Raw genomic sequence first — 12,459 nt, 5'->3', positions numbered from 1 at the left:
TCGACCGATAGTGTTCAGCATTGTCGAACTACGTCAGCAGGAGGCTGCACGATGGCACGGAACATCCAGTCGCTCGAACGAGCCGCTGCGATGCTGCGGCTCCTGGCGGGTGGCGAGCGCCGGTTGGGGCTGTCGGACGTGGCCGGCGCCCTGGGGCTCGCCAAGGGGACGGCGCACGGCATCCTGCGCACCCTCCAGGCCGAGGGCTTCGTGGAGCAGGACCCGGCCTCCGGCCGCTACCAGCTGGGCGCGGAGCTGCTGCGCCTGGGCAACAGCTACCTGGACGTGCACGAGCTGCGGGCGCGGGCGCTGGTGTGGACCGACGACCTGGCGCGGGCGAGCGGCGAGAGCGTGTACGTGGGGGTGCTCCACAAGAGCGGGGTGCTGATCATGCACCACGTGTTCCGGCCGGACGACAGCCGCCAGGTGCTGGAGGTGGGGGCGATGCAGCCGCTGCACTCCACGGCCCTGGGCAAGGTGCTGTCCGCGTACGACCCGGTGGCCCACACCCAGGCGGTGGAGGTGGAGCGGGAGGCGTTCACGCCCCGCACCGTCACCGACGCCGTCGGCTTCGAGGAGATCTTGGACCTGACCCGGGCGCGCGGCTGGGCCTCCGATGTGGAGGAGACGTGGGAGGGCCTCGCCTCGGTGGCCGCGCCCATCCACGACCGGCGGCGGATGCCGGTCGGCGCGGTGGCGGTCGTGGGGGCCGTGGAGCGGGTGTGCGGGGAGGGCGGGGAGCCCCGGGCGAGTCTGGTCGCGTCGGTGCGCGACTGCGCGCGGTCGGTTTCGCGCGACCTCGGCGCCGGCCGGTTCTGACCTTGCTTTGATCGCGCCCAGGACGACATCGGTCGCTATCTGGGTGCGTTTGGCCATTTTTCGATCACGAGTTGGCCGAATTTGGGCGATCACACCGAGCGGTAACGATCCGGATCTGTGACCCGCCCAACCCTTGACGCGTTCTTCACCCGGGCGGAAAACTGCCGTTCATCGGTCGGCATTGTCGAACACCTACCGGCAATACGCGTTAGGGTGTGACGAGGCCAAGGACCGGTGCAGCACTCACCGAGTGCGGTGGACCACCGGAGGGACCCGGTGGTACGCCCACCCCCTGGACGTAAGACAAAGGAGTCGCGGGTGTCCAGCTCCGACATCTTCATCGGCGAGACCATCGGTACCGCCCTGCTCACCCTGCTCGGCGGTGGCGTCTGCGCCGCCCTCACGCTCAAGAGCTCCAAGGCCCGCAACGCGGGATGGCTCGCGATCACCTTCGGCTGGGGTTTCGCCGTCCTGATCGCCGCGTACGTGTCCGCGCCCCTCTCCGGCGCGCACCTCAACCCCGCGGTCACCGTCGGCATAGCCGTCAAGACCGGCGAGTGGGGCGACGTGCCGGTCTACCTCGCGGGCCAGCTGCTCGGCGCCATGATCGGCGCGGTCCTGATGTGGGCCACGTACTACGGACAGTTCCGGGCACACCTGGCCGACCCGGAGCACATCCGGGACGCCAAGCTCGGCCCGGAGGACCCGCACCCGCACGACGTGGCCGGCCCCGTGCTCGGCATCTTCTCCACCGGACCCGAGATCCGCAACGTCGTCCAGAACCTGCTGACCGAGATCATCGGCACCGCCGTCCTGGTCCTGGCGATCTTGACCCAGGGCCTCCAAGGCGACGGCAAGGGCCTCGGTGTCATCGGCGTCCTGATCACCTCCTTCGTGGTCGTCGGCATCGGTCTCTCCCTCGGCGGCCCGACCGGGTACGCCATCAACCCGGTGCGCGACCTCGGCCCGCGCATCGTCCACGCCCTGTTGCCGCTGCCCAACAAGGGCGGCTCGGACTGGGGATACTCCTGGATCCCGGTAGTCGGCCCGCTCGTCGGTGCCGCCGTCGCCGGTGGTCTGTACAACATCGCGTTCGTCTGATCAGCATCGGCACGTATCGCAAGATCCGCACCGCCCCCTGATTCCGCACCCCAGAGCCGCCAGGAGCAGCCACCATGACCAGCAGCACCGGCCCCTTCATCGCCGCGATCGACCAGGGCACCACCTCCTCCCGCTGCATCGTCTTCGACCGCGACGGCCGCATCGTCGCCGTCGACCAGAAGGAGCACGCGCAGATCTTCCCGAAGCCGGGCTGGGTCGAGCACGACGCCACCGAGATCTGGACCAACGTCCAGGAGGTCGTCGCCGGGGCCATCACCAAGGCGGCCCAGGACATCCCGGGCTTCACCTCGGCCGACGTCAAGGCCGTCGGCATCACCAACCAGCGCGAGACCACGCTCCTGTGGGACAAGAACACCGGCGAGCCGGTGCACAACGCGCTGGTCTGGCAGGACACCCGCACCGACACCCTGTGCAAGGAGCTCGGCCGCAACGTCGGCCAGGACCGCTTCCGCCGCGAGACCGGCCTGCCCCTGGCGAGCTACTTCGCCGGCCCCAAGGTCCGCTGGCTGCTCGACAACGTCGAGGGCCTGCGGGAGCGCGCCGAGGCCGGCGACATCCTCTTCGGCACCATGGACTCCTGGGTCATCTGGAACCTGACCGGCGGCACCGAGGGCGGCGTGCACGTCACCGACGTGACCAACGCCTCGCGCACCATGCTGATGAACCTCCACACGCGGGAGTGGGACGAGCGGATCGCCGAGTCCATGGAGGTCCCGCTCAACGTCCTCCCCGAGATCCGGTCCTCCGCCGAGGTCTACGGCCACGTCAAGGAGGGCGTGCTCGCCGGCGTCCCGGTCGCCTCGGCGCTCGGTGACCAGCAGGCCGCCCTGTTCGGCCAGACCTGCTTCTCCGAGGGCGAGGCGAAGTCCACCTACGGCACCGGCACGTTCATGCTGATGAACACCGGCGACAAGATCATCAACTCCTACAGCGGCCTGCTGACCACGGTCGGCTACCAGATCGGCGACGAGAAGCCGGTCTACGCCCTGGAGGGCTCCATCGCCGTCACCGGCTCGCTCGTCCAGTGGATGCGCGACCAGATGGGCCTGATCAAGTCGGCCGCCGAGATCGAGACGCTGGCCTCCTCCGTCGAGGACAACGGCGGCGCCTACTTCGTGCCCGCCTTCTCCGGCCTGTTCGCCCCGTACTGGCGCTCCGACGCCCGCGGTGTGATCGCCGGCCTCACCCGGTACGTCACCAAGGCGCACATCGCCCGTGCCGTGCTGGAGGCCACCGCCTGGCAGACCCGCGAGATCACCGACGCCATGACCAAGGACTCGGGCGTCGAGCTCGCCGCCCTCAAGGTCGACGGCGGCATGACCTCCAACAACCTGCTGATGCAGACCCTCTCGGACTTCCTGGACGCCCCCGTGGTGCGCCCGATGGTCGCCGAGACGACCTGCCTCGGCGCCGCCTACGCCGCCGGCCTGGCCGTCGGCTTCTGGCCCGACACCGACGCCCTGCGCGCCAACTGGCGCCGCGCGGCGGAGTGGACCCCGCGGATGCCCGCCGAGCAGCGGGACCGCGAGTACAAGAACTGGCTCAAGGCCGTCGAGCGGTCCATGGGCTGGATCGACGACGAAGACGCCAGCTGACCGCGTTCAGCTGAGTCAATCGACGAGGAGCTAAAAGACATGAGCACCCTGCAGAGCGTTCCCGCACTGGGTTCGCACCCGACCGCGGGCTGCAACGCGAGCCGCGCCGAGACCCGTGAGCAGCTGGCGAAGGCCACGTACGACCTGCTGGTCATCGGCGGTGGAATCCTGGGCACGTCCGTGGCCTGGCACGCCGCGCAGTCGGGTCTGCGGGTTGCCATGGTGGACGCCGGCGACTTCGCCGGCGCCACCTCCTCCGCCTCCTCCAAGCTGGTCCACGGAGGCCTGCGCTACCTGCAGACCGGAGCGGTCAAGCTGGTCGCGGAGAACCACCACGAGCGCCGGGTGCTGGCCAAGGACGTGGCCCCGCACCTGGTCAACCCGCTCACCTTCTACCTGCCGGTCTACAAGGGCGGCCCGGTCGGCGCCGCGAAGCTGGGCGCGGGCGTCTTCGCGTACTCCGCCCTGTCGGCCTTCGGGGACGGCGTCGGCAAGGTCATATCGCCGGCCCGCGCCGTCGCCGACAACCCCGGCCTGAAGACGGACAACCTCAAGGCCGTCGCGGTCTACTACGACCACCAGATGAACGACTCCCGCGTGGCCGTGATGACGGTCCGCGCGGCCGTCGAGTCGGGCGCGGTCGTCCTGAACCACGCCGAGGTCACCGGCCTGCGCATGACGCGCGGCCGGGTCAGCGGCGCCGAGCTCAAGGACCGCCTGGACGGCACCGAGTTCGGGGTCGACGCGCGCGTCGTGCTCAACGCCACCGGCCCGTGGGTGGACCACCTGCGGAGCATGGAAGACAAGCACGCGATGCCGTCTATCCGCCTGTCCAAGGGCGCGCACATCGTGATGAAGCGCAAGTCGCCGTGGAAGGCCGCCATGGCCACCCCGATCGACAAGTACCGCATCACCTTCGCCCTGCCGTGGGAGGACCAGCTGCTGCTCGGCACGACCGACGAGGTCTACGAGGGCGACCCCGCGGACGTGCGCGCCACGGAGGCCGACATCCAGCAGATCCTGGACGAGGCGGCCTTCTCGGTGAAGGACGCGGACCTGGACCGCTCGCTGATGACCTACGCCTTCGCGGGCCTGCGGGTACTGCCCGGCGGCCCCGGCGGGGTCGAGAAGGCCAAGCGCGAGACGGTCGTCTCCGAGGGCGCCGGCGGCATGCTGTCGGTGGCCGGCGGCAAGTGGACGACGTACCGCCACATCGGCCGGGTGGTGATGGACAAGCTGGCGAAGCTGCCCGGCAGCCCGCTGACCGACGACATGGAGCCGGTGAAGTCCCTGGTGCGTCGCGTGCCGCTGCCCGGTGTCGCCAACCCGAACGCGGTCGCGCACAGGCTGCTGGTGGACCGGGAGCCCGGCACGCGGATGGACCCGCTGACCGCCCGGCACCTGGCCTCGCACTACGGCTCCCTGGCCTTCGACATCGCCCGCCTGGCGAACGAGGACCCGGCGCTCGCCGAGCGCATCCACCCGGACGGGCCGGAGATCTGGGCGCAGGTCGCCTACGCCCGTGACAACGAGTGGGCCGAGACGGTCGACGACGTGCTGCGCCGGCGTACGACGGTGACCGTCCGCGGCCTCGACAGCGCCGAGGTGCGAACCCGGGTCGAGGAGATGCTGGGCGACAAGGCGTAGCCGTCGCCGCGGCGGGGAAGAGGGGCGGTTCCGGGGGAACCGCCCCTCTGTCGTGGGCTGTGGCCGGCGTCCCTCCAAGGCTTAGGCTGACCCACGTACGCAAGGGAACTTCGGAAGGAGACCTGGGTGATCGAGCTTGAGGGCGTGCCCGAGCTGATCGACCCGGTCATGGTGGCCGCGTTCGAGGGCTGGAACGACGCGGGTGACGCCGCCTCCGGTGCTGTCACGCACCTGGACCGGGAGTGGAAGGGGGAGGTCTTCGCGGCTCTGGACGCCGAGGACTACTACGACTTCCAGGTCAACCGGCCGACGGTGTGGCTGGAGAACGGGGTGCGCAAGATCACCTGGCCGACGACCAGGCTCTCGGTGGTCCGGATCGGCGGTGCGAAGCCGCGCGACCTGGTGCTGGTGCGCGGGATCGAACCGTCCATGCGCTGGCGCTCGTTCTGCAACGAGATCCTCGCCTTCGCGCACGAGCTGGGCGTGGAGATGGTGGTCATCCTGGGCGCGCTGCTGGGGGACACCCCCCACACCCGGCCGGTCCCGGTCAGCGGCGTCACCTCGGACGCCGACCTGGCGCGGACGATGGACCTGGAGGAGACGAAGTACGAGGGGCCGACCGGGATCGTGGGCGTGCTCCAGGAGGCCTGTACGCACGCGGGCGTCCCGGCGGTGTCGCTGTGGGCGGCCGTGCCGCACTACGTGTCGCAGCCGCCGAACCCGAAGGCGACGCTGGCGCTGCTGAACCGGCTGGAGGACCTGCTCGACATCCGCATCCCGCTGGGCGAACTGCCGGAGGACGCGCGGGCGTGGCAGCTCGGCGTGGACCAACTGGCCGCCGAGGACAGCGAGGTGGCGGAGTACGTGCAGACGCTGGAGGAGGCGCGGGACACCGCCGACCTCCCGGAGGCGTCGGGGGACGCGATCGCCCGCGAGTTCGAGCGGTACCTGCGGCGGCGGGACCCTTCCGCGACCGCGGAGCCCGGTGACGGGTCGTACCTGCGGGACACGTCCAGCGGCCGTACGAAGCCACGGTTGAGGCCGGACCCGGAGCCGCCCGAGGACCCACCGGCGCCGGCGCCCGAGGAGGACACTCCCCCGGAGGCGTGACCCGCCGGAGCGGAGCCGACGCGAGAGCCTCCGTGGGCTGCGCCCGCCCGTGCCGGGTCCCGCGCGCCGGCGGGCCCGGCGAGACCGGTCGCTCCGGTCGGGGCCGGCCGTCGGTACGGACCGGCCCGGCCGGCCGCGCGGCGGGGGCGTCCAAACGCGGCGCGGCGCCGGTCGGGGCCCGCTCCGAAAGATTCAGCCCCGCCGGCGTTCGAAGCGCTGCGTGCGGGGTGCGGGGCGGAGCGCCGAACACGAGAACGCCGGACCGGCCGCACACGCGGCCGGTCCGGCGTCGTCCGTTGTGCCCCGCCGACTACGAAGTCCGGGGCGTGGCCCGGGCGACCCGGGCGACGACGGCGGCGCGGGTTAGAGCGCCACGCCCAGCAGCGCGTCCACCGTGCGGGAGACCAGCCCGGGGGCCGACTCGTCGTCGCCGTCGGAGGCGTTCTGGGCCTCCACCCAGCGGTCGACGGCCGCCAGCGCGGCGGGGGCGTCCAGGTCGTTCGCGAGGGCCTCGCGGACCTCGTCGACCAGGGCGTCCGCCGGGATGCCGTCCGGGCGGGACACGGCGGCGCGCCAGCGCTCCAGGCGGGCCAGCGCCTCCTCCAGGACGGCGTCCGTCCACTCCCAGTCGGCGCGGTAGTGGTGGGACAGAAGCGCGAGCCGGATGGCGGCCGGGTCGACGCCCGCGCGGCGCAGCGCGGAGACGAAGACCAGGTTGCCCTTCGACTTCGACATCTTCTGGCCGTCGAGCGCGACCATCCCGGCGTGCACGTAGGCCTTGGCCATCGGGAACTCGCCCGTCAGCGCCTGGGCGTGCGAGGCGCCCATCTCGTGGTGCGGGAAGGCCAGGTCGGAGCCGCCGCCCTGGATGTCGAAGCCCATGCCCAGGTGGTCCAGGGCGATGGCCACGCACTCGATGTGCCAGCCCGGCCGGCCGCGGCCCAACGAGCCGCCGTCCCAGCTCGGCTCGCCCGGCCGTGCGGCCATCCACAGCATCGGGTCCAGCGGGTTCTTCTTGCCCGGGCGCTCGGGGTCGCCGCCGCGCTCCGCGGAGAGCAGGCGCATGGCCTCGGCGTCCAGGTTGGAGACGCCGCCGAAGTGCGGGTCGGACTCCACCGAGAAGTAGACGTCGCCTTCGAGCTCGTACGCGGCGCCCGCGTCCCGCAGCCGCTCGACGAGCGGCACGATGCCGGGTATGGCCTCGACGGCGCCGATGTACTGCCGCGGCGGCAGGATGCGCAGCGCCGTCATGTCCTCGCGGAAGAGGGCCGTCTCGCGTTCTGCGAGCTCGGTCCAGTCGTGGCCGTCGCGCTGCGCCCGCTCCAGCAGCGGATCGTCGACGTCCGTGACGTTCTGGACGTAGTGAACCTGCCGCTTGGTGTCGAGCCACACGCGCTGCACCAGGTCGAACGCGTTGTAGGTGGCCGCGTGACCGATGTGGGTGGCGTCGTACGGCGTGATGCCGCAGACGTAGATACGGGCGACGGGACCGGGGGCGAGGGTGATCGTCCCCTGGGTCGCGGTGTCGTGGATCTGGAGGTCGCGGCCCTTGCCGGGCAGGGCGGGGACCTCAGAAGCGGGCCAGGCATGCATGCTTCGAGACTAACCGGACGGATGTTCCGTCATCGAACCGGACCAGCACTGTTGGCTTGATCGCCACCCTTGCGGTCCGGCCGGTTCTGTGCCTTCGGGCCCACGGCGCGCAGGACGACTCAGACCGGCGGCCAGGGGATGGCGGGCCACTGCCCCGACGGGCGGGGATGCGTCCCCTCGCGCAGCAGGAGGGCCACACGGGCCCGTACGGCGGCCAGCTCGCCCGCGGTGATCAGTTCCGCCAGCCGGGTGGCGAGGGGGCCCCCGTCGGCCAGCTGGGAGGCGAGGGAGGTCAGTACGGTCCGGGCCTCGTCCGTCAGGGGCTCGCCGGCCCAGCCCCACAGCAGCGTGCGCAGCTTGTCGTCGGCGTGGAACGTCACCCCGTGGTCGATGCCGTAGAGCCGGCCGTCGGGGGCGGGCAGCAGGTGGCCGCCCTTGCGGTCGGCGTTGTTGATGACGGCGTCGAGGACCGCGAGCCGGCGCAGTCTCGGGTCGTCGGCGTGCACGAGCAGGGCGGTGCGCCCCTCCCCCACCTCGGCGAGGGCGACCGGCTTCCAACCGTCCCCGGCCTCGTCGCCCTCGACGAGTGCCAGCAGCCCCTCCTCGGGCGTGTCACCGGCGTCGATCCAGCGTTGCACCATGCCCTCGCCGTAGGGGCCCTCGCGCAGCACGGTCTCGGGTACGAGCCCCCAGCCGGTGGCCTCGGACACCAGGTAGGCGGCGCGCTCGCGCCGGGCGAGGTTGCCGTCGGGGAAGTCCCACAACGGCCGCTCGCCCTTGACGGGTTTGTAGACGCATTCGGCGCTGACGCCCTCGTACGTCACGGTGCACAGCAGGACGGCGTTGGAGGCCTCGGCGATGCGGCCCCGGACGGTGAGCTCGCCCCTGGCGAGCAGTTCCTCGGTCGGGTTCACGACGCTCACACCTGGCGCCGGTAGCCGTTCTGGCGGGGACACACGTGCCCTTCGGGGTCCAGGGGCAGGCTGCACAGCGGGCACGGCGGCCGGCCGGCGTTGACCACGTCCAAGGCCCGCTTGGCGAAGGCGCGGGCCTGGACGCCGGAGAGGCGCACGCGCAGCATCGGCGGGCCGTTCTCCTCGTCCTGGAGCAGGCGTTCCTCCGCCTCGGCGAGGTCCTCGTCGGAGTCGGCGTCGAGTTCGACGAGCGCCTGCGCCTCGACGATCATGCGCTGTTCCTCGCCGTCCCAGGCCAGGGCCATGGTGCCGACGCGGAACTCCTCCTCGACGGGTACGTCGAGCGGGGCGGTGTCGGCGGCCTCCACGGAGGCCGCGGCGGGGACCGGGGCGTTGCCGCCGGTGCGCCGTACGACCTCGTCCAGCAGTTCGTCCATCCGCTCGGCCAGCGCCGCGACCTGGGTCTTCTCCAGGGAGACGCTGGTGACGCGGGTGCCGGAGGAGGCCTGGAGGAAGAACGTACGGCGTCCAGGCAGACCGACCGTGCCGGCCACGAAGCGGTCCGGCGGGTCGTAAAGGAACACCTGACGGGGCACGTCCAGTCTCCAAGTGTCGGTGGCAGGGGCGGGGCGTGGGCGGGCTGCCTGTATCGGCCCGTCCACCCTACTGCGCCGTTCGATCAGGCCGCGCCCGCGCCGCCGCCCACGACGGCGTCCCCGCCGTCTTCGGGTGATTTGCGCGGCACGAGGGCGCCGAAGTCCCCGGTGTCGCCGAGGCGGAACAGGAACGGGCGGGTCGGGGTGTAGCGGATGGCGGTGACGGAGCAGGGGTCGACGTGGACGCGTTGGAAGAGGTCGAGGTGCATGCCGAGGGCGTCCGCGACGAGGGACTTGATGATGTCGCCGTGCGAGCACATGAGGAAGACGGCGTCGGCGCCGTGCTCCTCCTCGACCCGCGCGTTCCACTCCCGTACGGCGTCCACGGCGCGGGCCTGCATGGCGCGCATCGTCTCGCCGCCGGGGAAGGCGGCGGCGGAGGGGTGCTGCTGGACGATCTTCATCAGGGGTTCGTCGGCGAGTTCGGAGAGTTTACGGCCGGACCAGTCGCCGTAGTGGCATTCGCCGATCCGCTCGTCGGTGTGCAGGCTCAGGCCGGGGCGGGCGGCCAGCAGGGGGGCGAGGGTCTCCCGGCAGCGCTGCAACGGGCTGGTGACCACGGTGGCGAGCGGTACCCCGTCGAGGCGTCCGGGCAGCGCGGCGGCCTGCTCGGCGCCGCGTTCGTCCAGGCTCACTCCCGGGGTCCATCCGGCGAGCAAGCCCGCGGTGTTGGCGGTGGACCGCCCGTGCCGTACGAGGATCAGCGTGGCCATGGGGCCACCTTAAGCGGTGGCGGCGGTGTGCGGGTGGGGGGCGGGTCAAGGGAGAATGCCCCGCGTGATAGTCGACTGCGCGATGTACCGGGACGGCCGCCGCTCCGAGGCCCCCGCGGATTTCTCGGATGCCCTCGCCGAGGCGCGGGCGACGGGTGACGCCTTCTTGTGGATCGGGATGCACGAGCCCACGGAGGACGAATTCGAGCACGTCAGCCAGGAGTTCGGGCTGCACAAACTGGCGGTTGAGGACGCGCTGACCGCGCACCAGCGCCCCAAGCTGGAGGTCTACGACGATTCGCTCTTCGTCGTCCTCAAGCCGGTCGTGTATGACGACGACACCGACACGGTGACCACGGGCGAGCTGATGGTGTTCATCGGCGACTCCTTCGTGGTCACGGTCCGACACGGCGAGGGGGCCGCGCTGGCCGCCGTACGCCACCGCCTGGAGCAGGACGCGGAGGTGCTGCGGCACGGGCCGACGGCGGTGCTGTACGCGGTGTCGGACGCGGTGGTGGACCACTACATCGACGTGGCGGCGGAGCTGCAGGTGGACCTGGAGGAGTTGGAGGCCGAGGTGTTCGCCCCGAACGCCTCGGACAGCCGGAACACGCAGACCACGGCCGCCCGGATCTACGGTTTCAAGCGGCAGGTGCTGGAGTTCCGCCGGGCCACGAGCCCGCTCCTCCAGCCGATGGACCGGCTGGCCTTCGGCGACGTGCCGTTCGTGCAGGAGCGCTCCCAGCCCTTCTTCCGCGACGTCGCCGACCACCTGACCAAGGCGAACGAGTACATCGAGGGACTGGACCGGCTGCTGTCCGACGCGCTGTCGGCGCACCTGGCGCAGATGGGCGTCCGGCAGAACGACGACATGCGCAAGATCTCCGCGTGGGCGGCGATGGCGGCCGTCCCCACGATGGTGGCGGGGATCTACGGGATGAACTTCGACCACATGCCGGAACTCCGGCAGGGCTGGGGCTATCCGGCGGTGCTGGTGGTCATGGCGGGCGCCTGCCTGGGGCTGCACCGGATGTTCAAGCGCCGCGGCTGGCTCTAGTCTCCTGAGTCAGGAATTCTGTTCAGATAGCTGGCGAGGCGTTCGAGGATCTCATCTGCGGTCTTGGTCCAGACGTAGGGCTTCGGGTCACTGTTCCATGCGGCGATCCAGGCCCGGATGTCCTGCTCCAGGGCCTGGACGGTCTTGTGGACGCCTCGTCGTATCTGCTTGTTCGTCAGCTCGGCGAACCACCGCTCCACGAGGTTGAGCCAGGACGACCCGGTGGGTGTGAAGTGCAGGTGGAACCGGGGGTGGGCCACCAGCCAGGTCTTGATGGCCGGGGTCTTGTGGGTGGCGTAGTTGTCCAGCACCAGGTGGACGTCCAGGCCGGCCGGGACTTCTTTGTCGAGCTTGATGAGGAACTTCTTGAACTCCTCGGCGCGGTGGCGGCGGTGGAGTGAGCCGATCACCTTGCCGGTGGCGACCTCCAGGGCGGCGAAGAGGGTGGTGGTGCCGGCCCGGACGTAGTCGTGCGTGACCCTTTGCGGGACGCCGGGCATCATCGGCAGGACGGGCTGCGAGCGGTCCAGTGCCTGGATCTGGGACTTCTCGTCCACGCAGAAGACCAGGGCCCGTTCCGGCGGATCGAGGTAGAGGCCGACGACGTCGTGGACCTTGTCGACGAAGTACGGGTCGGTCGACAGCTTGAAGGTCTCAGAGCGGTGCGGCTGCAGGCCGAACGCCCGCCAGATCCGCGACACGGTCGACTGCGACAGGCCCGTTTCCTTCGCCATCGACCGCGTCGACCAGTGCGTCGCGTTCTTCGGTGTCGACTCCAGTGTCCTGGCGACCAGAGCGGCGACCTGCTCGTCCGTGACCGACCGCGGACCGCCGGATCGCGGCATGTCGCCCAGGCCGGCGATCCGGTGCTCGACGAAACGCGCCCGCCAGCGGCCCACCGCATGCGCGGTCGAGCCGAGCCGGGCCGCTACATCCTTGTTCGAAGCGCCTTCCGCGCAGGCCAGGATGATCCGGCAACGAAGTGCCCACGCCTGCGGCGTGGAACGGCGCCGCACCCACCCCTCGAGTGCGGCCCGCTCCTCATCCGACAACCTCAACTCGGCCTTCGGCCGCCCCATCCGCGCCATACCGCAAGCCTACACATCTGAACAGAATTCCTGACTCAGAAGACTAGGCCCTGTCGTCAAAGTAGCGCCGTTGAGGCTCGGGGTGTCCGGTGCCGTGCATCGCAAGGCGGAGGGGCGCCCGTGTACTGGACGTACTCGGGCGCTC

11 protein-coding genes are annotated in these 12,459 nt (G+C 71.1%); 6 read left to right on the top strand and 5 right to left on the bottom strand.

What is annotated here, in order from left to right; translation table 11 throughout:
• Positions 1-51 precede the first annotated feature (51 nt).
• The 5 genes from ACV7NM_RS25345 to ACV7NM_RS25325 all read left to right on the top strand — a co-directional run bounded on the left by ACV7NM_RS25345 (position 52) and on the right by ACV7NM_RS25325 (position 6,293).
• A complete protein-coding gene (locus ACV7NM_RS25345; RefSeq protein WP_463412435.1) occupies positions 52-819 on the top strand; it encodes an IclR family transcriptional regulator in 768 nt (255 codons plus the stop codon).
• A gap of 318 nt (positions 820-1,137) precedes the next feature.
• The gene (locus ACV7NM_RS25340) at positions 1,138-1,920 is read left to right on the top strand and encodes an MIP/aquaporin family protein (protein WP_463412434.1); all 783 of its coding nucleotides are present in this window, start codon (positions 1,138-1,140) and stop codon (positions 1,918-1,920) included.
• Between the two features lie 74 nt (positions 1,921-1,994).
• Complete coding sequence (gene glpK, locus ACV7NM_RS25335; protein WP_463412433.1) at positions 1,995-3,536, top strand: glycerol kinase GlpK; 1,542 nt, start codon at positions 1,995-1,997, stop codon at positions 3,534-3,536.
• Positions 3,537-3,575: 39 nt separating this feature from the next.
• Positions 3,576-5,183: a glycerol-3-phosphate dehydrogenase/oxidase gene (locus tag ACV7NM_RS25330; RefSeq protein ID WP_463412432.1), complete on the top strand. Its 1,608-nt coding sequence runs from the start codon at positions 3,576-3,578 to the stop codon at positions 5,181-5,183.
• A gap of 126 nt (positions 5,184-5,309) precedes the next feature.
• Positions 5,310-6,293: a PAC2 family protein gene (locus tag ACV7NM_RS25325; RefSeq protein ID WP_463412431.1), complete on the top strand. Its 984-nt coding sequence runs from the start codon at positions 5,310-5,312 to the stop codon at positions 6,291-6,293.
• 363 nt (positions 6,294-6,656) lie between these two features.
• On the opposite strand, the gene mshC is transcribed toward ACV7NM_RS25325, so the two are convergent.
• From mshC to ACV7NM_RS25305, 4 genes are all read right to left on the bottom strand, one after another.
• Entirely contained in the window at positions 6,657-7,886 is a 1,230-nt protein-coding gene (gene mshC / locus ACV7NM_RS25320; RefSeq protein WP_463412430.1) for a cysteine--1-D-myo-inosityl 2-amino-2-deoxy-alpha-D-glucopyranoside ligase, read from the bottom strand.
• Between the two features lie 119 nt (positions 7,887-8,005).
• Positions 8,006-8,800 carry an SCO1664 family protein gene (locus tag ACV7NM_RS25315; protein ID WP_463412429.1) on the bottom strand — a complete coding sequence of 265 codons (795 nt, stop codon included), beginning with the start codon at positions 8,798-8,800 and terminating at the stop codon, positions 8,006-8,008.
• Between the two features lie 5 nt (positions 8,801-8,805).
• Positions 8,806-9,396: a DUF3090 domain-containing protein gene (locus ACV7NM_RS25310; protein WP_463412428.1), complete on the bottom strand. Its 591-nt coding sequence runs from the start codon at positions 9,394-9,396 to the stop codon at positions 8,806-8,808.
• 83 nt (positions 9,397-9,479) lie between these two features.
• Entirely contained in the window at positions 9,480-10,169 is a 690-nt protein-coding gene (locus ACV7NM_RS25305; protein WP_463412427.1) for a histidine phosphatase family protein, read from the bottom strand.
• A 55-nt stretch (positions 10,170-10,224) separates the two neighbouring features.
• On the opposite strand from ACV7NM_RS25305, the gene corA reads away from it, so the two are divergent.
• A complete protein-coding gene (corA, locus tag ACV7NM_RS25300) occupies positions 10,225-11,226 on the top strand; it encodes a magnesium/cobalt transporter CorA (RefSeq protein ID WP_463412426.1) in 1,002 nt (333 codons plus the stop codon).
• On the opposite strand, the gene ACV7NM_RS25295 is transcribed toward corA, so the two are convergent.
• Positions 11,223-12,305, bottom strand: a complete 1,083-nt coding sequence (locus ACV7NM_RS25295) for an IS630 family transposase (RefSeq protein WP_463413795.1) — start codon at positions 12,303-12,305, stop codon at positions 11,223-11,225. The genes corA and ACV7NM_RS25295 overlap by 4 nt on opposite strands.
• Between the last annotated feature and the right edge of the window lie 154 nt (positions 12,306-12,459).

The organism is Streptomyces sp. Tek67B01 (assembly GCF_055231995.1).
This window is presented reverse-complemented; position numbering and strand designations above follow the sequence as displayed.

Excerpts from the sequence above, each read along its gene's own strand:
- ACV7NM_RS25345 (WP_463412435.1), top strand. The coding sequence starts at position 52 with ATGGCACGGAACATCCAGTCGCTCGAACGAGCCGCTGCGATGCTGCGG.
- glpK (WP_463412433.1), top strand. The coding sequence starts at position 1,995 with ATGACCAGCAGCACCGGCCCCTTCATCGCCGCGATCGACCAGGGCACC.
- ACV7NM_RS25330 (WP_463412432.1), top strand. The coding sequence starts at position 3,576 with ATGAGCACCCTGCAGAGCGTTCCCGCACTGGGTTCGCACCCGACCGCG.
- mshC (WP_463412430.1), bottom strand. The coding sequence starts at position 7,886 with ATGCATGCCTGGCCCGCTTCTGAGGTCCCCGCCCTGCCCGGCAAGGGC.
- ACV7NM_RS25305 (WP_463412427.1), bottom strand. The coding sequence starts at position 10,169 with ATGGCCACGCTGATCCTCGTACGGCACGGGCGGTCCACCGCCAACACC.
- corA (WP_463412426.1), top strand. The coding sequence starts at position 10,225 with ATGCCCCGCGTGATAGTCGACTGCGCGATGTACCGGGACGGCCGCCGC.
- ACV7NM_RS25295 (WP_463413795.1), bottom strand. The coding sequence starts at position 12,305 with ATGGGGCGGCCGAAGGCCGAGTTGAGGTTGTCGGATGAGGAGCGGGCC.